The sequence below is a fragment of the Fibrobacter sp. UWB4 genome (genome assembly GCF_002210345.1).
Lineage (GTDB): Bacteria > Fibrobacterota > Fibrobacteria > Fibrobacterales > Fibrobacteraceae > Fibrobacter.
In genome coordinates, this window is the sequence record NZ_MWQI01000001.1 from 1,165,741 (window position 1) to 1,191,738 (window position 25,998).

The following is a 25,998-nucleotide window of genomic DNA, read 5'->3' on the forward strand; positions in this document are numbered from 1 at the left end:
GCTTTCAGTAAAAACAATCCTAGATTTTCTACTTCACGGTCATCTGGAACTTCTTATCGCCTGCGTTGACCTGATAATAGCCCTTGAAGCCGCGGAACTTGGCTTCGCCATTTTCGTCGGCAGTTGCATAGAGATCCGTTGTCCAGACCTTGTGCCACAAGTCGTACACACGCTTTGCGGCAGGCTTTTCGCGGCCGTCAGAAGCAATCATGCCGCCGTTCTTGACCCAGTGACGGTTGTCCCAGAAGCCCCAGAACACGATACCGTTCACAGCAGGATGGCTAAATGCCGTACGGAGGAAGGTTTCGAACTTTTCGGCCTGGACTTCTTCGGTATCGTTCATCCCCATCTGCCAGTCGCCCACGTCAAATTCAGTGACCTTGATCGGGAGGCCGAGAGAAGCGAGCTTGTCCAAGCGTTCCTTGATAAGGCCCGGCACAACCGGACGCAGACCAAAGTGGCACTGCACACCGATGCCCATCACAGGCACCTTGCGTTCGAGCATACCCTTGATCAAGCCATAATAGCGATCCGTTTCGCCAGCAGCCACGACGTTGTAATCGTTGATGTAAAGGAAAGCACTCGGGTCAGCCTTGTGCGCCCAAATGAAGGCACTGTCGAGAATGCCCCAGCCGCACTTGTTGAACGTCCAGGATTCGTGAATCGGTTCGTTCCACACGTCATATTCGGTAATCTTGCCCTTGTATTCCTTGAGGTCGCGATTAATGCGGGCCTTGAGCTTTTCGGCCATTTCTTCACAGCTACCCTTGTTGCTGTAATGCTTGTCAAAACCGTAGCCCTGATGGCTCCACATGAGCGCGTGACCGCGAAGCTTCCAATGATTCTGGGCGGTGAAGTCCGTGTATTCCTTCATTTCATCACGCTTGATCTTGCCCTTCTTTGGTTCATATTCCGGCCACTTGAACTGGTTTTCAGAAACGCCGTGCCAGAAGTACTTCTTGGCGGCATTGCGGTACCAATTTTCAGTGCTATCCTTGGTATCGTAGAGTGCAAGCGCAGTACCGAACGGGAACGAATGACGCAACAACTTCACGTGAACCTTTTCGCCCGGATTTGCCTTGACCGTGAAATCCACCTTGCGGAGGCTATCGATACGGGCATCGGCATTGTTATACCAGGACGGGTCAGACATTTCGTCCATCTTCTCGACTTCGACATCATCGAGCTGGATCCAGCCCTTCTTGAGGCCAATCTGGAACGTAATGTTGTTGAGGCCATACCCCTTCTGGTCGGCAAGGAAAATCATTTCATAAGTCTGCCACTTGTCCGTCAAGTCAAACGAAGCGCTTTCTTTTTGGCGGTAGTCTGGAGGGCCGCCCTGCACCACGGAATTGATAGGCATATTGCCTTTTGCCTTGAATGTGAGCTTATAAAAACCAGAATCAGCAAGCCACTTGGGCGGCTGGAGCTGCAAGCCCCACCACGGATTCGGCAAGTCCTTCACCACGACCTTAGCGCCCTGGGATCCATCGACACCGAGTCCCTGCACGGCAATTTGCGATTCGGCTACAGCTGGACCATCAGGATTGTTCCACAGATACCAGCCGCCGTCACCATACTCCATATCACCATTATTCAACTGTGCAAAAGACGGCACAGAAAGCGCCATGGCAACGGTCGCCGCAATCGCAAGAGCTTTCTTATTCATAAAATTCATGAGGACACCTCGGTTATAATTCTACGGGCTTTTATTTTCAGGTTAAATATATACTCAACGACCTTTTTTCGGGCGATTTAGGGCATATTTTAGGCCGACTATAACACAAATGAGATAAAAAGTGTAACAAGTGTATCAAAGGATAAATTCATCCATCATTTTGAAGTCCCCCGCCCCAATACTTAAAAATTACGGAATTTCAACGAGATATTGTTCTTCAATATGCATGTTTTCATATTTTTCTCTTTTATCCCTATACCATCCTGTATAATGGTAAAGAGTGTCATTTGAACCATCAAACACAATCGGCTTCATTTTACTCCAATCAATATTATAATTCAACCGATCTCTATATTTTGCAGTATCAGTTCCCAAATATACCTGTGTTAGCAAAACAGAGCGAAAATAGGCATCCATATTAATAGTCTTTTTCTCTAATAAAATACTACGCCCCGTTACTTCACTTTTCAGAAATACTTCCACATTAACTTCACCTCTCAAAATGTATCTACAACAAAACACATCCGCAGCAGGAAATATAACATTACAAAAGCCTTGCCAAAATCTTTTTATCACCTTTTGAACAGCACCATTTTCATCCTCTTCAATCATCAACAATATAGGAACATCAGCAGTATCTCCATTAAACCGATACACCAACGTATAATCAGAGGTTTCACCGAGATCATAATTATTTTTTCGATCACTATCACTATCAAGAAGACCCATCATAAAAATTCTTTCCGCATTGTTATAATAACTAAAACACGACGAAAGCAAAAATGGCAGAATCCCAATCATTATATATTTAAACATTAGATATCTATTCCTTATCCTAGCAACAATAAATATAAATTAATATTAATTTCACCAATAAACAAAAAACGACATTTTGTCTATTTCCTAGGCTACATAGACTCTACAAAACGAACACTTGTAAAATTTAGTACGACTATCGAGGAATAATTATCTATTTTATAGCCATGCATTACAAACCTTATCGCGATTTACTTTTGGAGCTTTTCCCCAATTACCTCAAGGTGCGCAAGCTCCCGCTGAATGGCGGCATGAGCTGCCCGAACCTCGATGGAACCAAGGGATTTTCGGGATGCAGCTACTGCAACAACCGCAGCTTCAGCCCTGTCTTTGACGAAGCTAAAGTCTCGATTCAGGAACAGCTCGAAAAGTACGTTCCGAAGCTTCGCGACAAGTACCCGAATGCGGGCATCCTCGCCTACTTGCAGCCGTACACGAATACGCACGCGCCGCTTGAACATCTGCGCGAAATCATCGATCCGATTATTAAGCATAAAGAAATTGCAGGGCTTGCGATTGGTACACGCCCAGATTGCCTTGAAGACGAAAAGATTGAATACCTTGCGGAACTCAACCGCAAAAAGCCGATTATCGTTGAAATCGGGCTCCAGACCGCAAACGACTTGACGCTCGCGGGCATCAATCGCAGGCATACGCTTGCGGAATTTGAAGATGCCGTAAAGCGCTGTCAGGCCGCTGGTCTCACCGTCACGACGCACGTGATTGTTGGGCTTCCCGGCGAAAAGATGGAAGACTTTAAGCACACGGCACAAGTCGTTCACGATTTAAAACTTGCAGCAGTCAAGATCCACCCGCTGCACATTGTCGTGGGCACGGTCATGGCGCAAGATTTTGCCAATGGCGAAGTCAAATTGCTTTCGTTCGAGGAATACTGCGAAGCGGTTGCCGAGATGATCAAGATTATCGGCAAGGATATCGCAATCGAACGTTTCAGCGGCGAAAGCCCAAGCGAACTCTTGATTGCACCGAACTGGTGCGGAGAACGCGACAAGATCATTGCTACAGTCGAAAAATTGTTAGATAGTCATTAGCAATAACGAGATGGCGATTCCGGCTCGGAGGCCGGAATGACAATGACGCCTGAGCAAGAAATAACTGGATTCGTCGCTTCGCTCTGAATGACGAAGACGTAAAAAACGAGAGGGGAAAATGAAACGTATTGAAGATTACATTATTGCTGTTCCGGACTTTCCAAAGCCGGGAGTTTTGTTCCGTGACATCACGGGAATTTTGAGCGATCCCGATGGGCTGAAGCTCACGCTTGATGCATTCTATAAAACGTTTGAAAATGTTGATTTTGACGTTGTCGTAGGTCTCGAAGCGCGCGGATTTTTATTTGGAGTTCCGATTGCAGAACACTTTCACAAGCCGTTTGTCCCTGAACGCAAGAAAGGCAAACTCCCCCGCGAAACCGTAGAAATCACTTACAATCTCGAATACGGAACCGCCTGTATGGAAGTCCATAAGGATGCGATAAAGCCGGGGCAACGCGTTGTTATCGTCGATGACTTGCTCGCCACCGGTGGCACTGCAAAAGCAGCGGCCCATCTCGTAGAAAAAATGGGCGGCAAAGTTGAATGTTTTGCATTTGTCATTGAGCTTGCTGGCCTTAAAGGCCGCGAAGTTCTTGATGGCTATCGTGTAGAATCGCTGACAAAGTTTTGACCTTAAACGGCGAAATTTTGTTAAAAATCGTCAAATTAGGCATTCTAGCGCCATTTTCATTCCATTCGTCATAAAAAATTTACTTAAGGGGTAAAAACAGGTTTTCTTTTTACCTTATATTTAGTATTTTAATCGTCAAGAAGGACTTTTTTAACAAAAGGACATTCAAGATGAAACATATCAAAAAGCTTTTAGCCATAGCGCTTACATTCGCAGCGTCTATTTACGCGGCCGAACGCGTCTACTTGGCCCCCATTAGCGCCGTCGGTATCAACGAAAACATCGGCATCGCTGCAGAAAAGCTCATGAACGCCTACATTGACGAAAACAATCGTTATGTACTCATCAGCTATTCCGAAGAAGATTCTATCAAAGTCGGTGACCGCGAATCCATAAATAAGAAGGCAAAAGAAAAGAACTGCACCAAGTTCATCATGGCCGAATTTACACGTCTTGGCGAGAATGTCATTACATCATTCAAGCTCTACAACGTAAACAGCGAAGTTCCCGTTTGGAGCGACCGCCTCAAGGCCAACAATCCCGAAGATATCGACCCGATTGTCCAGCGCGTAGCCCGTAATATCGGCACCAGCCAAAAAGCGACTCGCGACAACGACATCTATACCGTCACTCAACAAGAAACAAAAACGCCTAAAAAGAAAGGCATCAACACATACGGCGGCGTCAAAGTTATCGGCACACTCCCGCTCAACCCAGATCCAATGCTTGATGCAGGACTTGGTATTTTCCTGTTCTGCGACGCCAAAGATTACTTTTTCAACGCAGAAGCTTCTATAGTCAACATCGGCGAAGCTTCCGACAGGCCCACGCTTGCAAATATCATGCTTTCCCTGATGTACCCGTTTGGAACTTCAAGCACATCTCCGTTCATCGGTGGCGGCCTCGCATTCGGCTATAGAGAAGGCGTTATCAAAGACAACATTAATGATGTAAAAGCCGAAACGTCGGGCTTGTCATTGGAAGCTGGCGGTGGTGTTGTTTTCAACAGAGCTAGCCGCGTTATGGCAATCGCGCAAGTCAATTACTTTGTCGACTTTTTCACAACACCGTTTTTTGAAGCTAAAAAAGATACAAAGGGAAACTCTGCCGGTATCAAAAAGAACCATTACATGAACGGATTCAAGTTTAGCCTTGGTCTTGCTCTCGGTGTGTAAAAATGAAATCAAGGGTACTCTCATATTTGCTAATCGCATCTGCGTCATTAAGCTTGACGGGATGTTTTTGGGGACAAACCCATATTACGGCTAGTGAGTACTCTTCTAAGCCCTACGAAATCTATAAAGACGGCGAACACATTTGCACAATGCAATCCGATAACGATTGCACCATCTCTAAGCATGGCGCTTCAACATCAGCAGGAATACTCGAAGCATACCAGGACGGTCAAAAAGTCGGAACCATAAGAATCAAACGGCAAGTCACATTCTCCTCGCTGCTCTGGATTCCGCTCACCTACGGACTTTCGTACTGGCTTTACAGAGCTTACCCAAGCAATGTCGAAATTCCTGTTTACCCATTGTATAAAACCACCAACAACGGGAATGCAGGCAGTTCATGGGATGATCCTTTGCCCACAGAAAAGAGCGTCTGGGACTAACAAAATACTCTAAAAATTTTTATCTTTTGCCGAGAAATCATAGCCGATTTCCCGGCTTTTTATTTGAGGTTTACAATGGCTAAGAAGAAAGATACCCAGACTAACATGTGGACGGGCCGTTTTGCGAGTGGCATGGCTCAGAGCATGGTCGATTTAAGTTTCAGCTTGCAGTTTGATGCAGAACTCATCGAAGAAGATATCGAAGGGAGCATCGGACATGGCAAGGGTCTTGTGGAATCTGGAGTTCTTTCGAAGGCCGACTACAAGAAGATTTGCGATGGCCTCAAGAGCATTCTCGACGACTACCACGCCGGCAAGAATCTCTGGTGCGATAGCGACGAAGACATCCACATGGCCGTGGAACGCGTACTCACCGAACGCATCGGCGCACTCGGCAAGAAGATTCACACAGGCCGTAGCCGCAATGACCAGGTCTGCACGGACTTCAAGCTTTACATGCGTCACCGCGCTGCAGAAATCCGCCAGCTCGAAATTGAACTTATGGAAACGGTTTTGGACCTTTCCAAGAAGTACTTTGGCAAGATGATGCCGGGCTACACGCACTTGCAGCAGGCACAGCCGATTTACTTTAGCCATTACCTCATGAGCATGTTCTTTGCCGTGAGCCGTGACGTGAAGCGCCTCGACAACTTCCTCGAATTGCATAGCCAGCTCCCACTTGGCAGTGGCGCCATGGCTGGTTCTGCATTCCCGTACCACCGCGCACTCGTTGCCGAAGCCCTTGGCTTTAAGGACGTAAGTCCGAACAGCATTGACGCCGTAAGCCATCGCGACATGATGCTCGAATTCAACGCCGACCTCGCCATCATCGCAAACACGATGAGCCGTTATGCCGAAGACTTTGTGAACTGGAGCTCTAGCGAATTTGGCTACCTCACATTGCACGACGCATTCTCCAGCGGTTCTTCGATGATGCCGCAGAAGAAGAATCCGGACTCCATGGAACTTATCCGTGGAAAGTCTGGCCGCATGCTCGGGAACTTCACTGCACTTTACACGCTCGCGAAGGGCGCCCCGCTCAGCTACAGCCGCGACTTGCAAGAAGACAAGGAACCGGTCTTTGACAGTGTCCACAACGTGAAGGTGATTCTCCGCGTGATGAAGGAAGCTTTGGAAACCGCACGATTCAACTTTGAAACGATGCACTCGAAGATGCTCCCGGCACTCCTTGCTACCGATCTTGCAGATTTGCTCGTGGAAGCAGGCGTTCCGTTCCGCGACGCCCACCACGTCGTGGGAAGCCTCGTCGGCGATGCAGCACGTGCAGGCAAGCAGTTTACGGAACTTTCTGACGAGGCTTGGGCCGCCGCAGGCGTCCCGGACGTCGCCAAGATGAAGAAGACGCTTACGTTCGAATACAGCATAAGCAAGCGCAACATCGAAGGCGGTACAGGTCCGAAGTCCGTGAAGCAGCAGTTCACGAAAGCCGCCGCCCTCCTCAAGAAGCTCAAGAAGTAAGAGGGTCTGTGTAAGGTGATCCCGCCCCGGAACTAGTCCAAGGTGACAAGGTGGCAGGCATGACTGCTGAACGAGATGTGACTGGACCCTTCGCTTTGCTCAGGGTGACAAGATTGTTGTTCAGAATGACAAGTTCTATTTAAAATGCCGCGCAATTAATGCGCGGCATTTTGCATACTTTTATAATAAAATAGCAAGGCGTAGCGTACTTAAACGTACGTGAGCCTTGCCGAGAGGAAGTAATGCGAAGTTTATCGGCGAATTTTACACCTTGAGTTCGCCAGCGTCGATAGAATCCCATGCCGGAATCGCTTCGATAGCCGGACGGACTTCTTCCGTAACGAACTTCACGACCTGTCCCGGAGCGCGACCCACGAACTTGCGGAGGTCGAGGATTTCCTTGAGCTTTTCTTCGGTAATGCCGAGCTTCTGGAACTTTTCGTTCTTCAAGACACGTTCGAGCAAGTCGTTGTCCTTGCCCTGTTCCTTCACGACCTTGCCAGCTTCCATGGACATCACGCGGATTTCTTCGTGGAGTTCCTGACGGTCGCCGCCATTCTTCACACCTTCCATGATGATGTTTTCAGTTGCCATGAACGGGAGTTCGGCCATGATGCGCTTTTCGATAACCTTCGGATAAACAACGAGACCGTTCGTGACGTTTTCAGCGATGATGAGCATGGCGTCCATAGCGAGGAATGCTTCAGGAATTGCCAAGCGCTTGTTCGCACTATCGTCGAGCGTACGTTCGAACCACTGCGTTGCCTGCGTGAAGGCGGTGCTGTTGACCTGAGCCATCACGAAACGAGCGAGGGAGCAGATACGTTCGCTGCGCATCGGATTACGCTTGTAAGCCATGGCGCTGGAGCCGATCTGAGTCTTTTCGAACGGTTCTTCCACTTCTTTGACGCCCTGCATGAGGCGCATGTCGGTAGCGAACTTGTGCAAACTCTGAGCGATGGAGCTGAGCACCTGGTTCACGCGGTTGTCCCACTTACGGGTGTAGGTCTGGCCGGTGATGGTGAGCACGCGCTTGAAGCCTGCCTTGGCGGTCACGCGGCGGTCGAGTTCCATAATCTTTTCTTCGTCGCCGTTGAACAGGTCCATGAAGCTGGCCTGCGTACCGGTCGTGCCCTTCACGCCGCGGAACGGAAGCACTTCAATGAGGAAGTTCAATTCTTCGAGGTCGATGAGCATGTCCTGGAGCCAGAGGCAAGCGCGCTTGCCGACAGTCGTGAGCTGTGCTGCCTGGAAGTGCGTAGCGCCGAGCTGAGCCATGTCCTTGTATTCCATCGCAAACTTGGAAAGCTTGTCCATCACGCGGCAAAGACGCTTGCGCACGAGGATCATAGCCTGCTGCATCTGGATAAGGTCGGTGTTGTCGCCCACGAATGCAGACGTTGCACCGAGGTGGATGATGCCCTTGGCCTTGGGGCACTGGACGCCGTAAGCGTAAACGTGGCTCATCACGTCGTGACGGCGGCGCTTTTCTTCTTCTTCGGCGACTTCGAAGTTGATGTCCTTTTCGTGGGCCTTCAGTTCGTCCACCTGCTCCTGCGTAATCGGAAGGCCGAGTTCCATTTCGGATTCGGCGAGGTAAATCCAGAGCCTCCGCCAAGTCTGGAACTTGTACTGCGGGCTGAAGATGAAACTCATTTCCTTGCTAGCATAACGCTTGATAAGCGGGCTTTCGAATTGATCACGCATAAAAAATGTCCTTGTTAAATTTAACAAGGACAAATATAGAAAAAAAGGAGAATTACCTTCTCTGGTACGCATCCGGAAGTTCCAGGAAATTATAGCCTAGCAGCACACGACCGCCCAGGTTTTCACCCATCCCTTCTTTTCGTTCAATGATAATTTCCAAGTCTCCTCCACTTTCAGCCGCAAAATCAACCAATTCAAACGGATTTGATGTTGATTCCGATCTTGCAATCGTTCTGCCATTTTGCTTTACCTTGAGGTTTATATCTTGCGGAAGCCTTCCATACTGCGCAACGGCAGTTCCACTTGAAAGCCAAGCAATAGCAATACGATATTTCTTCCCGCTTTGAATACCACTTTCAGTAAATGAAATCTTTCCGTTCTTGAAAAAATCCTCATTATTGCCATTCCAAAAACGGGAGCGATTCTTTTCAAACATGGCTCTGCCATCAGGAACACCCATAGCATAATCACCATTATCGGGATCATGATCCTTCGCCCCAATAATTTTCTTGATACTGGATGTCAGTAAAAGCGCCTTCACGACCTCAGGGTGCCACCTATAAAACGGATAACGCTCCAACAAAAGGGCTATGGAAGCAGTTGTATAAGGAGTCGAAGAACTTGTCTGGGTAAAATAAGGTGTAAGCACTTGGTACTCAGAATCATAATGTTTATTTAGTATCCCTGCTGCACCTTTATCCGGGAAAAGGATATCAGAGAAATTTGCTATTTCTGGTTTGACATACGCTTCCCCACTAAAAGAAGGATCGCCTTTTTTGGAATACTTGGGATTAGCCCAACTAGACGTCTGATGATATGTCAAATTATTATGTACAGCCCCAACCGAAATAACATTGACTCCTGTCGCAATTTCCGATATTTGAGCTGCAGTTGCTTTTTTGTAGCCAAGATTTCCCGCACTAGCAACTTCAATCGTTCTTGTCGCATAAATAAAATCATCAATATATGTTGCACTATAATAGAAAGAACCATCCCCATACGAATGATTACCAATATATATCTTGGGACTCTTTTTGTAACCATCTACCGGAACAGTTTTTCCACATGCCTCATGAAGTCCATAAAGAGTTGCGTCCGATGCGACATGATTTATTACCCAACTAGTTTTTGTTCCATGAATAATACTAGAAGCTATTTCTAGTCCATTATTTGTAATCACAAAATATTTATCACTTGGAACATGCTCATATTCCACAAAGGGAACGCCAATATCCGTCACTGATATACCAATATTATGGCCACTATAGTTCCGTGTAACTTGGAGTAAGTTTGAATTATTTATTACAGACTCATAATTCCAAAAATCTATCGTTTCACTAATAGTACGATCTAAAGATGGTGGCCCAGCAAGTTTTATATTTTTAACCGTACAAAAATCTTTTCCAACACATTCATCCGACGCTTTAACGACAGAATAATTTGATAAATCTCTTATATTTGAACAAGTATATTTTGTTTTATCTTCATCTTCAAATTTCTTTCTCGCCGTATCCTTATCTTCTATTTCATTAATCTTCTTCAAATACTCCGATTCTGGTATATCATTTTTATTATTAAGAGAATACCACCTTTTTCCATTACGGTGTTCAAAAATACCATAAGTCTTTGCAATTCCCGCCTCTGACGGATAATTAGCATCCTTAGCCAATGATTTCGTTTTAACCATATCGGACTTCTGATTAACCGATTTCTTGACATCCTTTATATAGGCTTTCGGTATATTACGCGTGGACGTGACATGGCGTCCAAGCACATCAGCCTTCATGGTCGCATCCTGATCTGCCGCTTGTGCACTCATAGCGAGTGCACCGCAAACAACCAACATTGATATATTTTTATTCATACTTATCTCCAAAAAATTAAGGAAGCTATCACACGGAAGCTCCCTTGTCATTTGTACAATACATTTAACATTGTACATGGAACGTAATTTAAACAAAATCAAAAAAAATTATTATAGAAAATTAATATTTTTTTCTTCCAAAAACACACTACATAATATTACTTTATTTCGGCAGTCGCAATTATTCACCACTATTTTTCACCGCAATCCTCCCCTGCGGCTTTCGGTAAGCTTCGGGGATTTCGTCACCCAAGCTTTTCAAAAATTTCACCATGGCATCGCTATCGGTCATGACCTTATCCATGACGATTTCACTTTCGCGGAATGCCGTAATTTCACCGCCTTCGTACGCCACATAAGACGACAATCCGACCGTATAAAGCGCATTTTCATCAATAGCGACAAAACCTTTATCAGTTTCCACTTGAACATTTTCAATGCGCACTCGCGTTGCTGCGATTTCCGATTTTTCAACGACAACCGTATAACGTAAGCCCGAAACTTGCAAGAATCCGCCGGATTCCTCAGGCAATTTCGAAGCGCCTTGTGCAAGCGCCTCCTTAATTTGGCGCCCAGTCGCACGAATCAAGCACATTCCGTTTGCAAAAGGCATCACATTCAGAATGTCTTGATATTTCACTGCGCCCGCAGGGATCGTCACGCGGACACTCCCGCCATTTTCGATTCCAATTTGCGCCCCCACAGAAAAACGCATGGCATCGGCCGCCAAGTCGCCCAAGTTTGTTTCGCCCTTGCGAACCAAACGCTTTCCGTCATCACCATTGATCGTCAAATCAAATTTCGTATTCGAGACAACCTTCTGTAAATCGGCGGCAGTCAATGCAAGCAAGCTATCGTGAACAGCCGCGACTTTACGGTTCACAGCAACTACACTATCCATCGAAATCAACCGAGAATGGGATTTCCCGTCGGGATAAATATCCAGCATTCCGACATTCTGGAATTTTGTTCCCGTCTGCGACACAAGAACACTGTCGCCATCAGAATTTAAAACAAATTTTTCACCAACAATACTATGCGAATGTCCGTCTAGCACAGCGTCAATCCCCGTCGTTTTCTGGACAACCTCAACGGAACTCACCGGCGGCACAAACCCCAAGTGCGAAAGCAAAATCACGTAATCTGCGCCTGCTTTACGCGCATCATCAACCGCCAACTGCACCAAATTGAAAATATCCTTTGCAGGAATGTCATACAAAGTCTTTAGCGATTCATCCGTAAACGCGTAAGCCTCCCCCACTAAAGTTTGCGGTGTCAGCACTCCGACAAATGCAATCTTTTTTGCGCCAATCTGCTTTAAAACATAGGGCTTAAACAGCGGCGTCAAAGTTCCTTTCTGCACAAGGTTCGCACAAACAATTGCTGCGTTCATGGAATCAGAAAGTTCCATCAAGCGCGGAATCTTATAATCAAATTCATGGTTACCAAGCGTCACGACATCGTAACCGACTGCGTTCATCATGGATACAACATAGCCGCCACGAGAGATGCTCCCCATCGCACCGCCCTGCAAAAAATCGCCAGAGGAAACCGTCACGACATCAGCCGTATCCGCAATCGCATCACGAAGGCCTGCAAACTTTGCATAGCCCTCCATATTGCAATGAACATCGTTTTCGTAAACGACAACAATACTCCGGGGCGAAGCCAAAACCTGTTTATCGCCCGACACCTGAGGCTGTTTCCCTGAACAAGAAAACACGCCAAAAACAACCAAAGGCAACAAGTACTTTAGCTTATTCATAACCCCTCTATAATTGCAAATTTTTGCCCGTATTAAAGCTTTTCGGCAAATTCATTCATCGGCTTACGCAAGTCATGTCGCGGCGAAGGAACGCCATTGACCGGATCGGCATAGCCAATGTCCAAAAGGCAAGCAAGCTTGATGTTCGATTCAAAACCGAATTCATGTTCGATGTGGGAAGCGTTGAAGCCACGAGCCCAAAGCGTTGCAAGCCCGAGGTCAGTCGCCTGCATCATCATCGAAGTCGTAACAATGCTGGAATCCATGATACCGCTTTTGAAATCGTCCATATACGCGGTCGGTGAATAGACCTTATTGTCGTCATAGCAGACCATCAACACAACTGGAGCATTATACGCCATACGCGTGAGAGAACGGACCTTCTTGAGAGCTTCAGGGGACTGGAGAACCTTGACAAACACAGGCTGACCGTTTACCGCCGTCGGCGAGATGCGCCCCGCTTCGAGCACCTGCATCAGTTTTTCGGGTTCAACTTCCTGGTCGCTAAACGCACGGCAACTAAAACGATCTCTAGCCAAATCAATAAAAGACATAAGTACCTCTGGTTTTATAACAATAATATAAGCAAATTGAGTTACCAGTTAATAGTTAGTAGTTACTAGAGATGTAAAAAAAGACACGTTTATAAGAGATTGCCGCGCACTTCGTGCTCACAAAGACTCCCCATCTTTCGTCTAATTTCTATATTGGCGCCCCTTCGGGCCGCATTTAGTACGGCTCGGCCATGTCAAAGTAACAAGTTACTTTGCCGCGTCGCTCGCCTTTTACTAAATTTGCGCACATGAAAAATTTTTACGTCACCACTCCGATTTATTACGTCAATGATGCCCCGCATATCGGGCATTCCTACACGACCGTTCTTGCTGATATCCTTACCCGCTTCCACAAGATCATCGGCTACCAGACATTTTTCTTGACCGGTACCGACGAACACGGCCAGAAGGTGCAGCGCGCCGCTGCCAAGCGTAACGTGACTCCGCAAGAACACGTGGACGAATACTACCACCGCTTCGAAGACCTCTGGAAGAAGATGAACATCCAGAACGACTTCTTCATCCGCACAACGATGCCGGAACACAAGGCTTTTGTGCAGGAATGTTTGCAGAAGCTCTGGGACAAGGGCGAAATTTACTCGAAGGAATACGAAGGCTGGTACTCCGTCGGCGAAGAACGCTTCTTCAGCGAAGACGAACTCGACGAAAACAAGTGCGATCCGATCAGCCATCGCCCGGTGGAATGGCTCAAGGAAAAGAACTACTTCTTCAAAATGGGTTCTTACCAGCAGAAGTTGATTGACTTCTTGGAAAGCCACAAGGACTGGATTGTGCCGGACTACCGCTGGAACGAAATCCGCGGATTCCTCCGCCAGCCGCTGAACGACCTCTGCATCAGCCGTCCGAAGATCCGCCTCAGCTGGGGCATTCCGCTGCCGTTCGACCCGGACTACGTGACTTACGTCTGGTTTGACGCTCTCCTCAACTATGTGAGCGCCTCCACCGCCTTCCACAAGACTTATGCTGACGGCACTCCGATTTGGCCAGCCTCTTACCACCTCATCGGTAAGGACATTTTGACGACCCATAGCGTCTATTGGCCGACCATGCTCATGGCTCTCGACATTCCGCTCCCGCAGCACATCCTCGCCCACGGCTGGTGGCTCGTGAACGGAGGCGAAAAGATGAGTAAGTCCGCAGGTAACGTCGTGAACCCGATGGACTACATGGAAAAGTACGGCATCGACGCCTTCCGCTACTTTCTCGCTCGAGAAATGGTTGTCGGTCAAGACGCGAACTTCACGCACGAAGGCTTTGTCCGCCGCATCAACAGCGACCTCGCCAACGACCTCGGTAACGTCTTGAACCGCGTCCACCGCTTGGTGCTCACGAACTTCGGCGGCGTACTCCCGGCTCCGAACGCTCTCGACGATGCAGCAAACGAAGTGATTTCGATTGCAAACCGCGTCCGCACGAACGTGATGGAATGGGTTCCACAGGTCAAGCTCTCGCAGGTCGTCGAAGAAATCATGACGCTTGTCCGCAGCGTGAACCGCTACCTCGAAATCAAGGCTCCATGGAAGCTCGCGAAGGATCCGAACGCCAAGGACGAACTTGCAACAGTGCTTTACATTTCTGCTGAAGCCGTGCGTCTCTCGCTCAGCATGCTCTGGCCGGTCATCCCGGGCAAGAGCGAAGAAGGTCTCGCCATGATCGGTAGCAAGTTCACCGACCAGAACGACCTCGTGTGGGGCATCCTCAAGGGTGGTGAAAAGTTCGGCGAAGGCAAGCCGCTCTTCCCGCGTATCGAAGAAGAAGTCAAGAAAGCAGAACCGCAGCAGGCCAAGCCGAAGCAGAACAAGCCGCTGATGGCAGCTGACGTTCCGGCCGCTATGGACCTCCGTGTTGCACAAATTAAGGAAGTTGCCGATCACCCGGATGCAAGCAGCTTGTACGTACTCAAGGTCGATGCAGGCGAAGGCGAACTCCGCACGATTTGCAGTGGCCTCAAGAGCAGCTACCAGGCAAACGAACTCCAGGACCGCAAGATTCTCTTGTTCGCAAACTTGAAACCGAGCGCCCTCCGTGGTATCATGAGCCAGGGTATGCTCTTTGCAGGCGACCTCGAACCGGAAACGCACAAGTGCAGACTCGTGAGCGTTCCGGAAGACGCCAAGCCGGGTGACCGTGCTTTGTTCAAGGGTGTTACCCCGAGCGAACCGCGCGAACTCAAGGTCAAGGACTTCGAAAAGATTGCCCTTACCGCAAAGGGTGGCGCTGTGTTCTGTGACGCGCTCGCTCTTGAAGTGAACGGCAATCCTGTGACCTGCGACGTCGCAGACGGCGCGGGCATTCACTAAGTCGCTTATGACTCACAGAGAGACAAGCTTTTACTAATTTACAGACTCGCTTCGGCGAGTCTTTTTTCGTCTAAAAAAAGCAAAAATCGAAAAAACGTCTAAATTTACGTCAAAATAGCCCCCAAAATCCATTTTTTGACGTAAAATTTCGAACAAACTGTGCTAATATTTACACGTTAAGCAGAAAAAAAGAGTTGTAAGCGAAAAAAGCATCGAAATTCGACTGCTTTTTGTCCAGCAATTCAGCGTTTCAAGGCATTTTTGCCCCTAAAAATCAAATTGCGGTTCCGAAAATAGCATACAAACTAAAAATTTTACGTTAAAAATTGCACAAAAGCCCACTTTTTGACGTAAAAAGCGCGCATTTTCCACAATCAGCTTTTATTCGCCTTCAAATCACTATTTTTTCAAATTCAGCTTTTTATCAAAGCGCAAAAACCTTACAATAATTTTGTATATTGAACAGCATGAAAGAAAGAATTCAGAAGATTTATCAAGACGTCCTCGTCTACCTCAAGTCCTTAAATTGGATTGTCCTGCTCGGCATTGCCGCATTCAGTATTGCGCTTGCCATCATCAACAACATCCGCGTCGATGACGCCAAATCCGTCGATTGGATAGGCTCGCAAGAAATTCTTGAAAAACCGGCAGACATTCTTTAAGGAGCATCCATGAAAAACACCATTATTGCAGGCGTTCTTCTCCTCATCGCGACATTCTTTGTGACCGTCGGCGTTGCTGAAATCAGCTTCCCGGAAACATTCCTCACATTCACCGACCAGGATTGGCTCCTGAACATTTGGCCGAAGGCTTACCGTTACAACATCCACGTTGGCATCGGCGCAGTCGTCATCGCATGTGCCCTGATCGTCCCCGCGATCAAGATTCAAAAGGATTTCGCGATCCGCGCTCTTGAAACGCTTTGCCGCGTAGGCATTGGCGGCATGTTCATCTTTGCATCGGTCTACAAGATCCAGGACCCGCACCAGTTCGCTACTCTCGTTGCGCAGTACCAGTTCTTCTCGGCACTGCACCTGGACTTCGTGAATAACTTCTTTGCGCTTGTCTATCCGCAATTTGAGTTCTGGTTTGGCCTCGCCATGATCGTATCGCCGTTCGTCAAAGAATCGGCATTTGCAATTTTCTGGATGTTCGTAAGCTTCATCATCGCACTCGCCTGGGCGCTCTGGAACGACCTCGGCATCACCTGCGGCTGCTTTGAACTCGAAGACGGCAACGCCCACGACAAGGCAGAAGCCTGGACAAGCCTCATCCGCGACCTCATCCTCATCTGGCCGACCCTCTGGCTTGCCACAAGAAAGAATCGCAGCTTGATTAAAATCTGGAAGAAATAGAGTTCAAGAACTCAAGAACTCGCTTACTGAAAGAATTCATAGAGCAGTGGCCCAAAAGGGCCGCTGCTTTTTTCTCGTCTATGACATTTTCACCCGCAAGAACGCGGTCTAAAACACGGGCATACGCTTCGGCATCTGTCGGCGGATCCACCAGCGGGCATACCCCTTCTAGATTTTCCTTGACTGCAGAAGTCGCAGCGCCAACAGCAGGAATACCGCAGGCAATTGCCTCGATTGGCGGCAACCCAAAACCTTCCAAAAGCGACGGATAGACCATCAAGTCAGCATGGCGATAAAAATCGCGCAATACATCCGCATTGAAATTGCTGAAATGATAGACGTTGTAGAGTTTCTTCTCATTTACGATTCCACGGAGCCGATCCGAAAACTTACCGATGCGGACAAAGGCTATATCCGGCCGAAGACTCGCCATTTCAAAATAAGTCTCGATGTTTTTTCGCGGCTCATCAAGGCTTACGTTCAAGCACATCCCGTCAAAATTTCTAATGCCGTACTTGCGCGCAAATGCTTTCTTTTCTGAAGCAGAGGGTTTGACTTCAGGCTTATTGAACAAGTCTCTATCAATCGGGCACCCAATAACGCAGCCGGGCTTGCTCGACATTTTCACGCCGAAATGCAAAGCAGCCTGTTCACGAGTCCAGTTCGAATTATAGACAAAGAAATCAGCTTCAACGGTCGGGCGAATGTAAAACAAGTTTAGAAGCCTGAACTTGAGCGAATTCGGATAGAGTGTTTCAGCAAAGGTATCATGCACAAACATCACCGTTTGAGCCATACCCTTGACCACCGGCACCAAAAAACCCAGTTCCGGACGAATGAAGAAAACCACCTGAGGTTGAAGCGTTTTCACCAGATTTTTTAGCGGACTACGGAACGAAACAAAACCAGAATACAGCGATTTCGCCCACACCTCATGCGATGTGTAAATAGAATGTTCTCCTGCGGCTTCACAGGATGTGCGCGCTCCAAAAAACTTGGGAGTCTTGAGCCACAATACGTGAGGTTCGTATTCCCCAGCAACAGCCTTGACCAAGTTCATGGTCAAGCGTCCAAAACTGGTACATTCATTCTTATCGCAAACAAAAAGTATTTTCTGCTTCATGGTGATTCCATAAATATAGAATTAAAAGTTACAAATTCTGCAACAATTCACCAACCACTAATTACTATATTCACAACATGGCTAAAATCGGGATAGTCCTTGCAACTTACAACGGCGAAAAGTATCTCTCGCAGATGCTCGATTCGCTCATAGCACAAAAGCGACCCGCCGATTTCATTGTGGCGGTCGATGACGGTTCAAAAGACAGCACTCCAGAAATCCTCAAAAGTTACGAAGGGCGCCTCCCCCTGCAAGTGACTTGCCTACCCCAAAACACGGGCCACCGCGCCGCATTTTCAAAGGCGCTTGAACTTGCAGCACCGCAACTAGGCGAAAATGACCTTATTGCACTTGCAGATCAGGACGACGTCTGGCTACCTGCAAAATTGCAAACTCTTGAAGCGGCCATTCAGGAAGATCCTAAAACAAATCTCGTCTTTGGGGATGCCCAGGTCATCGATGGCGAAGGAAACCTCACCGGAGAATCCTGGCGGAAAATGGACGGCGTCCCGGAGCACCTCACATTAAGGGCAATCTTAACAGGATTTACCAATGTCACAGGATGCATGACGCTATTCAGATCAAAACTTCTGAAGCAGATTCTCCCCATTCCAGAGCAAGTCCCCGTCCATGACCAATGGATAACTTTTTGCGCAAGCCTCGAAGATCACGACGCCTGCGTAAAATCCATCAGCGAAGCCGTCATCCAGTACCGCATTCACGGACAAAACGCAATCGGACTCGGCGATACGCACACCTGGACAGGGAACCTGAAACTGAACTTGCAATGGGCCAAGATGATTTTGCAGACGCCGCATTTTAATGCGCTCTCAACAAGCAACCAAAAATTCTTAAAGCGCTATATCGCCTACACCGAAGATAGGCTCCACAAAAAGTTTATCCCGCAATACCTCGTGTGGGTCATCATGAATGTCGCAAGCCTTTACCCGTATGTCAAAAATATCACCGGATTTATCCCGCGCATTCTGCACGGCATTATCGGTGCTCCTGTCATCACCAAGTTTTTCGGTAAAAAATAATGACCGACGTCTGCGCAATTCTCGTTAACTTCAAGAACGACAAAAAAACAACCGACTGTGTGCGTTCTCTCGAAAAAAATACTGTAAAGCCAGTATGCGTTTATGTCATCAACAATGCATCTACCGAAGCTTCGCAAAAATATTTCGAGAGTCTAAATTTTTCAATTGACGTCCGCTGGATCTGGAACAAGGAAAATCGCGGCTTTGCAGCAGGCTGCAATCAGGGAATCAAGGCCGCAACCGAAGAACACGCAGGCTGCTACATCTGGCTCCTGAACAACGACACAGAAGCAACGCCGACAGCACTCGAAAAGCTCCTCGAAAAAGCGCAATCCACAAACGCAGGAATCACAGGATCGCTCATCAAAAAAGCAAATGGAGAATTTTCAGGCGGAGTCGGCTTCATCCATCCGAAATTCGCATCTGTGCGACGCCCGAAATCATCTGGCGAACAGGGCTTTGACTATGTAGAAGGCTCATCGTTTTTCATTTCGCCTGAATGCTTACAGAAAACAGGGCTTTTAAGCGAGGAGTTTTTTCTGTACTTCGAAGAAAGCGACTACTGCTTAAAGGCTAAGCAAAACGGATTCAAGCTGGCCTGGGCAACCGACAGCATCATCTTACATGACATCGGTTCATCGACCGGGAGCGAAATTGCAAAAGGCGGTGTTCCCTATTTTATCGACTGCCTCATGATTCGAAATCGAATCTACTTTGCATTAAAAAACGGTTTTCCAATCTTTGGAGTACTCATCGGATTTGCAATCAGCCTTGCACTCCGCATCAAAAGATGTCAAATCAAAAGAGTTTTTACAATTTTGAAAATCACCTTATCGAAGAAATCATTTCAAAGATTCATCGAAAGAAACGGGGGATTCTATGAAATTCGAGATTAATTTATTTAAGTGGACTTTCTGGAGTGCCATTGCACTTGCAAGCTCGGCATTTTCAGCCGAAATGACGCACCACATAACCTTCTCGGATTCAGCACACTCAAAAGAACTGAACATCAACGTACAGTTCATGGATTCTGTCGCGGTCACGAATCTCACAAATGCAAAAACGCATTACGATAATTCGATGTCCGTACGACTTTTCGCCAACGGTAAATTTACAGATAAATTCCTTTTCGATACACGTGTAAAGATCAGCACGGATTACACAAACCGATACATCAACTTTAATTATTACAATCCTGACGAAGGCATTCCCTTTAACAAGCAAAGCGAAAACAAGCGTACATGGGATTTGTTTGCCGCAAACGTCAGCTACGATCTCAAGCCTGTGCAGCTCCTCGCCGGATTCGATTTTCTGGAATGGGGGCCTGCCCGCCGCAACCATGTCATATTGCGAGGAGAACGAAACATCTACCGTCCTTGGCAAGACAGCTCGAGCCGCATCTCTGACGCAGCACCAACACCTTATTTCGGTTATCAATTCAAGCTTGGCCCAATCGAGTACACGCAATATGCAGCCAAGCTTTTTGAAAAGAAAGGCTTGGGCAAATATTTCCATGCCCACCGCCTCAACTTAAATCTCCCGAAAGAAATCACGCTTGGAATCTCGGAAACATCGCTTTACGGATCAACAACAGAACTCGCCGGTACAAATCCCAATATCGATGGCGACAGCACGGGCCGCGAATTTGAATGGGCGTACGCCATTCCATTCATCCCCTACGTTTTCCAGGAGCACCTGCAAGGCGATCAGGACAACATATCGCTTGCTTTTGACTTGAGCGTAAAAACAATTCCAAACTGGGAATTTTACGCCGAACTTTTATGGGACGACATGAAATCCCCGACAAGCATGTTCGATGACAGCTGGTGGGGCAACAAGTGGGCAACAACGCTCGGCGTTGCGCGCGACAGTCTTGAAATCGGTCCCGTAAATTTAGACTGGATGTTTGAATACACCAGAATCGAACCGTGGGTCTATACACACCACAAAGGCGGCGGCTACACATATGCAAGCTACGCCCAGAGCCTCGGAAGCGATCTCGGCCCCAACAGCCAGGAAATCCACACCGAAGTCACTGCTACATATAAATTTGTAAAAGCGACGCTTTTCCTTGGCGCAGTCGCCAAAGACACCGCCTTCGGCGGGAACCTCACCGACCTCCACACGCCCGAAAGCAGAACCGACAAAAAGTTCCTTAGCAAAAAAACAACCCAGCGCTACAAGGAACTGGGATTCAATTTAAATCTAACCCCGTGGGACTGGTTCAGCTTTAGAACCAGCTACACAAGGTTTTTCGGGGATTACGAAGGATACCGCGCCTACGCCGCCGGCAGCGTACAATGGTAATGTTTTTGTCATGCCCGCCTTGAGCTCTTTGATCACTTAGTGCTTTAGCACTTATGTGAGCATGATCCGCGTATGGGGAGGGCATCTCCATCTCAGAACATTTTCTTAAGCACTTCCTCGTCGGTTGCGGCGAGGACTTTTTCTTTCCACTCAGGGTCAAGCAAAAGCTTTGCCACATTCGCAATAGCTACAGTATGCGCCATAGCCGATTCCGCCGGAGAAAGCAGTACGCACATAAACTGTGCCACTTCGTCATTACGGGTTTTAACGCCCGTAATTCCCTCACGGGCAACGACAAAAGCCATCAGCGGTCCCTGCAAACCAGGAACACGCGTATGCGGGAGCAAAAGCCCCTGCCCCATATAAATGCCCTGGGCTACACGTTCCGAAAGCCCTTTCCAAGCCGACAAAGCGTCAAACCGATAAGGCCCTTTCACCAAAGCGTCGTAAGCATAGCCAAGAGCACGATTGAATTCAACAGGCTGCGCGTAAATACGCGTATAAATAGGAGCCATTAGGAAAGCGCCCAATCCATAAACTTGAAGACTTCCGGATCCGTAGCCTTGGCGATAAGCTTGAATTCACCAAACAACGTACGGAGCTGAGCCTTGCCCGGTTCAATGTATTGTTCGAACTTTTCAATTTTTTTCACCTTGGAAAGGAAGCAGTATGCACCGAGAGCCTGCATCAAGCGCTGCAAGCTGGCATGCACAAAGCCATCCCAGGCATCGTCCTTCGTATAAATTCTAGTTCCACGGTACTGGCTGCGCCAATATTCGAAGAAATCCTTAATCATCGGCAGCGGGAGACAAACATACGGATCCCACAAGAGCGATGCGATATCATAGAACATAGAACCGCGACGAGCACCTTGATAATCCACAAAAGCGACTTCAGAATTCGGGCGGATCATGATGTTCTGGCTCTGGAAATCGCGATGCATCAGAACCTTTGTCTGCGCTTCAACAGAAACAGCCACGAGCGAATAGAAGTTACGCACCGATTCTGGAATCTCGGTAATGCCCTTGTGGAGCTTCAGGTAATTTTCGGTAAAGTAATCCGATTCCCACTTAAGCGCCGAAAAATCAAAACGGCGAAGCCAAATCTCGGTGTGATGGCTGAACAGCTGATGGCTTGCATTCTGCCACTGGATAAGCGCATCAATCACTTCAGGGTACAGAATACGGACACTGCCCGAAAGCGCCTGCGCACCGTTCGGGAAAGCCTCGTCCAAGAGACTGCGCTTGCCCAAGTCCTCTTGCAAGACCTGGCAAGTACTCTCGTCAACGCAATAAACGCGCGGAACCGGCAAACCATATTCCCTGAACGTTTTGGAATACTCGACAAAGTGCTTGAAATCATCGTTCACTTCGGCACTCACCTGCAAGACGCTCTGGCGTTCGCCACCAGCGATACGGAAATAGCGCCTTCCAGAACCGGCACCGGCAATGGGAGTCACAGTAAAGTTTTCAGTATAGCCATGAGTCAAGAGAAACTCATGAATACTCGGAGAAATTTTAATCATATCGTTTTGCATACTTTTAATATACTTAAAGAAAGAGGAAAATGACAAAGAAAATGTAGGTTATTAGTCATTGGTCTCTAGTTATTGGTCATTAAAGCATTGTTCTTAACGCCAAACCAACATCTAACGGCTAAAGACTATTGACTAACGACTACTGACTATCCTACGAGAACTTGATTCGCGGGTCAACGAGCGTATAAAGTATATCGCTGAAGAGGCGCCCGACCATCGCCATAAGGCTGCTGAGGAAGATAATCCCCATCACCACATTGTAATCGCGGTTGACCATTGAATTGTAATACAAAAGCCCCATGCCATCGATATCAAAGACCTTCTCGATGAGGAGCGCACCTGCAAACATGAGAGTGCAGATTTCAGAAAGGCGGGTCGCAATCGGAATAAGCGCGTTGCGGAGAGCATGACGCACAAGAGCCTGCTTGAAGCTCAAGCCCTTTGCCAAAGCCGTTCGCATGTAGTCGCGGCCCAGTTCCTCGAGCGCAGAGTTTTTCATAAGGAACGTGAGGAACGCAAACTCGCTAATCATGTAGCAGAAAATCGGAAGCGCCAAATGCTGCGCCAAGTCAAAAACTTTCCCGAAAAACGAGAAATCCTCGAAGTCATCGCTCGTAAGCCCACCGAGCGGGAAAATGTCCAAGTACGAACCACCCGCCAAAAAGATGATGAGCAAAATGCCAAGCGCATAACCCGGCATCACGTAACCCGAGAAAATAAGACCGCTCGTAAAAGAATCAAGCTTGCTGCCGTGATGCACCGCCTTCCAGAGTCCAAGCGGAATGCAGATAAGGTAGCTCAAGAAAAACGACGTCACGCCAAAGAACAAAGAAATCGGGAAACGGCTTACAATCACGTCCCAGACCGGGAGTCCGTACGTGTAGCTTTCCCCGAGGTTCAAGTGCAACACGTTCCAAAGCCACGTGAGGTAGCGTTTCCACGCGGGCTGGTCAAAACCAAAGTATGCCTGGATTTGCGCAATCTGGTCCGGCGAAAGCGCCTTGGATGCATCTACGCCACCCTTCATCGAAGCGGCCTGCTGCGCACGAGAAATCAGCTCTTCCACAGGGCCTCCCGGCAAGAGCTGAATCAGGATAAAGCACACCAATGAAATCCCGATTAATGTCGGGATCATCAGCAGCAAACGACGAAGGATATACGAACGCATGGTAAATAGGTATGGGGTATGGGGTCGCTCGTGCCACTCGCTTTGGGGTCGTCCGCCTGCGGCGTCCTTTGAGGAATTTCTTTCGAAAAGCTCAAAGCGTAGCGACCTCAAAGCACCGAAGGTGCGCGCTCATAGCTCAAAGCACGAAGTGCGACCTCTAACGCATTTTTCCAGAGCGCAGGACGTCCATCATGTTGAACGGCTTTGCGGTGCCTGCAGCAATCTGGTCGGCAAGGAAGTTCACGGCATCGACCGTGCCTTCGGCATAGATCTTGCGGCCGCAAACATTGTGCTGGAATTCAAAGTGAACCGTACCGTCGGCGCTATCGAGGCTGTAGGTATGGAATGCGTGACCGCCGAGATATTCTTCGGGCACGTGCATGCGTTCCATCTGTTCCTTTTCGTTACGGACCTTTTCGATATCGTCCGGTGTGTAGTCAAAACCCATCTTCTGGAACGTACCGACGACAGCACGAGCCGTACCGCTCGTATCAGCCTTGGTCTTCTGGTGGCTTTCGACAACGGAAAGCTTGTAGCCATTAAATGCTGTCGGGAATTCCTTGGCAAGATATTCAATCATCATCTGGAAAGCGACAATCTGCTTTGCCATGTTCGGAGCAATCACGCTCGGATGGTTTGCATCGGCAACGAGTTTTGCAAGAGCTTCACGGTCACCGCCGGTTGTGCCCATAACAAACGGAATCTTGTGATTCACGTAGAAGGCGGCATTGTCGTTCACGGCGCTCGGGTGCGTGTAGTCAATGCAAATCATGTTCGGATACTTGGCAAGCACTTCGCCAATGCGGGCTTCGCGGTTGGAAGGCTTCAAGAGCTGAATCGTCTTGCCCGCCACTTCGGCTTCGTTTTCGACAATAATTTCACCCGTCAAAGAATACGGGACAAGTTCCAAACCGCGGGCAACGCAAGTTTCGGCCACGATGCGGCCCATGTTACCCGGAATACCATTAACCATCACTTGAACGGACATAAAATCTCCTGTTGTTTTTCCGTTTGACAAGATAGAAAAAAAGGGCGGGCTTTAAGCCCGTCCTGTAAATTCAAGCAGAAAAGATTCGCTTATCTGCCACGAGAATCGAGCTTATACTTTGCAGTATTCTTAGCACCGACCTTCTTCAAAGCCTTGATGAGGCGAGTATAACCTTCGTTCGTTGCCCAGTCGAGTACAGAATAGCCCTGACCGCACTTGGCGTTCACATCGACACCCTTCTTGATGAGGAACATCATGGCGTCATAGTTACCAGACTTGACTGCCCAGTGAATCGGCATGTAGCCATCCGGGCTGCGGTTTTCAAGCGGAGCGCCTGCATCAGCAAGAACTTCGAGCATGTCAGCCTTGCCAGTCTTTGCAGCAATAAGCACAGCCGTTGCGAGGTTCTGCGGTTCAACGCCTTCCTTCTTGAGCTGCTGCAAAATGCGGACGACAACTTCCTTGTTGCCCATCATCACTGCATTATCAATAACCGGTTCACCATTGCCATTGTTGACATTGGCCTTTGCGCCATGATCGAACAAGTAGTTGAGCACCATCATGTTGCCCTTATTGGCGGCAATGGCGACAGCATTATTGCCGTTATCAGCCGGCTGGTCAATTTCGAAAGAAGCCTGGAGGAACAACGTCATCTTGGCGGTATCGCTGTTGACCGCGTAAGAAACAAACTGATTCGGCGTAAAACCGATCTGCTTTTTCGTCAAATACCTACGAACAGACTGCGGATCGTTCGGGTCCATGGTTTCTTCACAACCGGTCAGGGAAAAAATGAGACCAGCAGCACAGAGAGCCAAGATTTTCTTCTTCATATTATACTCCAGTGATTTTTGATTTTTCAAGTTAAAACTACACTATTTTTTTCAATATATAACATAAAAAACACGAATTTACACATTTTTTTATCAAAAAACATCGTTTCAACGCCTTCTAGAAATTGCAGCCCCGCCCTAAGCAGGCTTTCCCCTCGTTTA

At 47.9% G+C, this 25,998-nt stretch carries 23 protein-coding genes; 11 read left to right on the top strand and 12 right to left on the bottom strand.

The window, feature by feature from the left end; genetic code table 11:
* Positions 1–28 precede the first annotated feature (28 nt).
* The gene (locus B7990_RS04915) at positions 29–1,678 is read right to left on the bottom strand and encodes an endo-1,4-beta-xylanase (protein ID WP_088639878.1); all 1,650 of its coding nucleotides are present in this window, start codon (positions 1,676–1,678) and stop codon (positions 29–31) included.
* Between the two features lie 189 nt (positions 1,679–1,867).
* A complete protein-coding gene (locus tag B7990_RS04920) occupies positions 1,868–2,410 on the bottom strand; it encodes a hypothetical protein (RefSeq protein WP_173467754.1) in 543 nt (180 codons plus the stop codon).
* A gap of 251 nt (positions 2,411–2,661) precedes the next feature.
* On the opposite strand from B7990_RS04920, the gene B7990_RS04925 reads away from it, so the two are divergent.
* The 5 genes from B7990_RS04925 to argH all read left to right on the top strand — a co-directional run bounded on the left by B7990_RS04925 (position 2,662) and on the right by argH (position 7,277).
* Positions 2,662–3,546: a TIGR01212 family radical SAM protein gene (locus B7990_RS04925; RefSeq protein WP_254917327.1), complete on the top strand. Its 885-nt coding sequence runs from the start codon at positions 2,662–2,664 to the stop codon at positions 3,544–3,546.
* Between the two features lie 118 nt (positions 3,547–3,664).
* Positions 3,665–4,180, top strand: a complete 516-nt coding sequence (locus tag B7990_RS04930; RefSeq protein WP_088639881.1) for an adenine phosphoribosyltransferase — start codon at positions 3,665–3,667, stop codon at positions 4,178–4,180.
* Positions 4,181–4,350: 170 nt separating this feature from the next.
* Positions 4,351–5,355, top strand: coding sequence for a hypothetical protein (locus tag B7990_RS04935; protein ID WP_088639882.1), 1,005 nt, complete (start codon positions 4,351–4,353; stop codon positions 5,353–5,355).
* A 2-nt stretch (positions 5,356–5,357) separates the two neighbouring features.
* Complete coding sequence (locus B7990_RS14820) at positions 5,358–5,798, top strand: hypothetical protein (protein WP_141099214.1); 441 nt, start codon at positions 5,358–5,360, stop codon at positions 5,796–5,798.
* Between the two features lie 75 nt (positions 5,799–5,873).
* Complete coding sequence (gene argH, locus B7990_RS04940) at positions 5,874–7,277, top strand: argininosuccinate lyase (protein WP_088639883.1); 1,404 nt, start codon at positions 5,874–5,876, stop codon at positions 7,275–7,277.
* 264 nt (positions 7,278–7,541) lie between these two features.
* On the opposite strand, the gene purB is transcribed toward argH, so the two are convergent.
* From purB to B7990_RS04960, 4 genes are all read right to left on the bottom strand, one after another.
* Positions 7,542–8,984, bottom strand: coding sequence for an adenylosuccinate lyase (gene purB / locus B7990_RS04945; RefSeq protein ID WP_088639884.1), 1,443 nt, complete (start codon positions 8,982–8,984; stop codon positions 7,542–7,544).
* 52 nt (positions 8,985–9,036) lie between these two features.
* The gene (locus B7990_RS04950) at positions 9,037–10,848 is read right to left on the bottom strand and encodes a S8 family serine peptidase (RefSeq protein ID WP_176407194.1); all 1,812 of its coding nucleotides are present in this window, start codon (positions 10,846–10,848) and stop codon (positions 9,037–9,039) included.
* A gap of 181 nt (positions 10,849–11,029) precedes the next feature.
* Positions 11,030–12,613, bottom strand: coding sequence for a bifunctional UDP-sugar hydrolase/5'-nucleotidase (locus B7990_RS04955; RefSeq protein ID WP_088639886.1), 1,584 nt, complete (start codon positions 12,611–12,613; stop codon positions 11,030–11,032).
* Positions 12,614–12,645: 32 nt separating this feature from the next.
* Complete coding sequence (locus B7990_RS04960) at positions 12,646–13,167, bottom strand: nitroreductase family protein (protein WP_088639887.1); 522 nt, start codon at positions 13,165–13,167, stop codon at positions 12,646–12,648.
* Between the two features lie 248 nt (positions 13,168–13,415).
* On the opposite strand from B7990_RS04960, the gene metG reads away from it, so the two are divergent.
* The 3 genes from metG to B7990_RS04975 all read left to right on the top strand — a co-directional run bounded on the left by metG (position 13,416) and on the right by B7990_RS04975 (position 16,843).
* Positions 13,416–15,488 carry a methionine--tRNA ligase gene (gene metG / locus B7990_RS04965; RefSeq protein WP_088639888.1) on the top strand — a complete coding sequence of 691 codons (2,073 nt, stop codon included), beginning with the start codon at positions 13,416–13,418 and terminating at the stop codon, positions 15,486–15,488.
* Positions 15,489–15,955: 467 nt separating this feature from the next.
* Positions 15,956–16,150, top strand: a complete 195-nt coding sequence (locus B7990_RS04970; RefSeq protein ID WP_088639889.1) for a hypothetical protein — start codon at positions 15,956–15,958, stop codon at positions 16,148–16,150.
* A 9-nt stretch (positions 16,151–16,159) separates the two neighbouring features.
* Positions 16,160–16,843: a MauE/DoxX family redox-associated membrane protein gene (locus tag B7990_RS04975; RefSeq protein ID WP_088639890.1), complete on the top strand. Its 684-nt coding sequence runs from the start codon at positions 16,160–16,162 to the stop codon at positions 16,841–16,843.
* On the opposite strand, the gene B7990_RS04980 is transcribed toward B7990_RS04975, so the two are convergent.
* Entirely contained in the window at positions 16,824–17,966 is a 1,143-nt protein-coding gene (locus B7990_RS04980; RefSeq protein ID WP_088639891.1) for a glycosyltransferase, read from the bottom strand. The genes B7990_RS04975 and B7990_RS04980 overlap by 20 nt on opposite strands.
* A gap of 77 nt (positions 17,967–18,043) precedes the next feature.
* On the opposite strand from B7990_RS04980, the gene B7990_RS04985 reads away from it, so the two are divergent.
* Genes B7990_RS04985 through B7990_RS04995 form a run of 3 tightly spaced genes read left to right on the top strand, consistent with a single transcriptional unit; the run spans position 18,044 to position 21,313 of the window.
* Positions 18,044–19,006, top strand: coding sequence for a glycosyltransferase (locus B7990_RS04985; RefSeq protein ID WP_088639892.1), 963 nt, complete (start codon positions 18,044–18,046; stop codon positions 19,004–19,006).
* Positions 19,006–19,902, top strand: a complete 897-nt coding sequence (locus B7990_RS04990; protein WP_088639893.1) for a glycosyltransferase family 2 protein — start codon at positions 19,006–19,008, stop codon at positions 19,900–19,902. Before B7990_RS04985 ends, B7990_RS04990 begins: the two co-directional genes overlap by 1 nt.
* Complete coding sequence (locus B7990_RS04995) at positions 19,886–21,313, top strand: hypothetical protein (RefSeq protein WP_088639894.1); 1,428 nt, start codon at positions 19,886–19,888, stop codon at positions 21,311–21,313. Before B7990_RS04990 ends, B7990_RS04995 begins: the two co-directional genes overlap by 17 nt.
* Positions 21,314–21,405: 92 nt before the next feature.
* Here B7990_RS04995 and B7990_RS05000 read toward each other — a convergent pair whose 3' ends face one another.
* The 5 genes from B7990_RS05000 to B7990_RS05020 form a co-directional block, all read right to left on the bottom strand.
* Complete coding sequence (locus B7990_RS05000; protein WP_088639895.1) at positions 21,406–21,828, bottom strand: PTS sugar transporter subunit IIA; 423 nt, start codon at positions 21,826–21,828, stop codon at positions 21,406–21,408.
* Positions 21,828–22,838 carry an aminoglycoside phosphotransferase family protein gene (locus B7990_RS05005; RefSeq protein ID WP_254917328.1) on the bottom strand — a complete coding sequence of 337 codons (1,011 nt, stop codon included), beginning with the start codon at positions 22,836–22,838 and terminating at the stop codon, positions 21,828–21,830. The genes B7990_RS05000 and B7990_RS05005 overlap by 1 nt, the downstream gene beginning before the upstream one ends.
* 163 nt (positions 22,839–23,001) lie before the next feature.
* The gene (locus tag B7990_RS05010; RefSeq protein ID WP_088639897.1) at positions 23,002–24,018 is read right to left on the bottom strand and encodes an ABC transporter permease subunit; all 1,017 of its coding nucleotides are present in this window, start codon (positions 24,016–24,018) and stop codon (positions 23,002–23,004) included.
* A gap of 157 nt (positions 24,019–24,175) precedes the next feature.
* On the bottom strand, positions 24,176–25,006 hold the full coding sequence (gene dapB, locus B7990_RS05015) for a dihydrodipicolinate reductase (RefSeq protein WP_088639898.1): 831 nt from the start codon (positions 25,004–25,006) through the stop codon (positions 24,176–24,178).
* An 89-nt stretch (positions 25,007–25,095) separates the two neighbouring features.
* Positions 25,096–25,836: an ankyrin repeat domain-containing protein gene (locus tag B7990_RS05020; protein ID WP_088639899.1), complete on the bottom strand. Its 741-nt coding sequence runs from the start codon at positions 25,834–25,836 to the stop codon at positions 25,096–25,098.
* Between the last annotated feature and the right edge of the window lie 162 nt (positions 25,837–25,998).

Bases quoted from the DNA above. Each gene is read 5' to 3' on its own strand.
- B7990_RS04920 (WP_173467754.1), bottom strand. From the start codon at position 2,410: ATGATGGGTCTTCTTGATAGTGATAGTGATCGAAAAAATAATTATGAT.
- dapB (WP_088639898.1), bottom strand. From the start codon at position 25,006: ATGTCCGTTCAAGTGATGGTTAATGGTATTCCGGGTAACATGGGCCGC.
- B7990_RS04975 (WP_088639890.1), top strand. From the start codon at position 16,160: ATGAAAAACACCATTATTGCAGGCGTTCTTCTCCTCATCGCGACATTC.
- B7990_RS04925 (WP_254917327.1), top strand. From the start codon at position 2,662: ATGCATTACAAACCTTATCGCGATTTACTTTTGGAGCTTTTCCCCAAT.
- B7990_RS05010 (WP_088639897.1), bottom strand. From the start codon at position 24,018: ATGCGTTCGTATATCCTTCGTCGTTTGCTGCTGATGATCCCGACATTA.
- B7990_RS04960 (WP_088639887.1), bottom strand. From the start codon at position 13,167: ATGTCTTTTATTGATTTGGCTAGAGATCGTTTTAGTTGCCGTGCGTTT.
- B7990_RS04955 (WP_088639886.1), bottom strand. From the start codon at position 12,613: ATGAATAAGCTAAAGTACTTGTTGCCTTTGGTTGTTTTTGGCGTGTTT.
- B7990_RS04935 (WP_088639882.1), top strand. From the start codon at position 4,351: ATGAAACATATCAAAAAGCTTTTAGCCATAGCGCTTACATTCGCAGCG.
- B7990_RS04995 (WP_088639894.1), top strand. From the start codon at position 19,886: ATGAAATTCGAGATTAATTTATTTAAGTGGACTTTCTGGAGTGCCATT.
- B7990_RS14820 (WP_141099214.1), top strand. From the start codon at position 5,358: ATGAAATCAAGGGTACTCTCATATTTGCTAATCGCATCTGCGTCATTA.
- B7990_RS04970 (WP_088639889.1), top strand. From the start codon at position 15,956: ATGAAAGAAAGAATTCAGAAGATTTATCAAGACGTCCTCGTCTACCTC.
- B7990_RS05005 (WP_254917328.1), bottom strand. From the start codon at position 22,838: ATGATTAAAATTTCTCCGAGTATTCATGAGTTTCTCTTGACTCATGGC.
- B7990_RS04990 (WP_088639893.1), top strand. From the start codon at position 19,006: ATGACCGACGTCTGCGCAATTCTCGTTAACTTCAAGAACGACAAAAAA.
- B7990_RS05000 (WP_088639895.1), bottom strand. From the start codon at position 21,828: ATGGCTCCTATTTATACGCGTATTTACGCGCAGCCTGTTGAATTCAAT.
- B7990_RS04915 (WP_088639878.1), bottom strand. From the start codon at position 1,678: ATGAATTTTATGAATAAGAAAGCTCTTGCGATTGCGGCGACCGTTGCC.
- B7990_RS04985 (WP_088639892.1), top strand. From the start codon at position 18,044: ATGGCTAAAATCGGGATAGTCCTTGCAACTTACAACGGCGAAAAGTAT.
- B7990_RS05020 (WP_088639899.1), bottom strand. From the start codon at position 25,836: ATGAAGAAGAAAATCTTGGCTCTCTGTGCTGCTGGTCTCATTTTTTCC.
- B7990_RS04930 (WP_088639881.1), top strand. From the start codon at position 3,665: ATGAAACGTATTGAAGATTACATTATTGCTGTTCCGGACTTTCCAAAG.
- argH (WP_088639883.1), top strand. From the start codon at position 5,874: ATGGCTAAGAAGAAAGATACCCAGACTAACATGTGGACGGGCCGTTTT.
- B7990_RS04950 (WP_176407194.1), bottom strand. From the start codon at position 10,848: ATGAATAAAAATATATCAATGTTGGTTGTTTGCGGTGCACTCGCTATG.
- B7990_RS04980 (WP_088639891.1), bottom strand. From the start codon at position 17,966: ATGAAGCAGAAAATACTTTTTGTTTGCGATAAGAATGAATGTACCAGT.
- purB (WP_088639884.1), bottom strand. From the start codon at position 8,984: ATGCGTGATCAATTCGAAAGCCCGCTTATCAAGCGTTATGCTAGCAAG.
- metG (WP_088639888.1), top strand. From the start codon at position 13,416: ATGAAAAATTTTTACGTCACCACTCCGATTTATTACGTCAATGATGCC.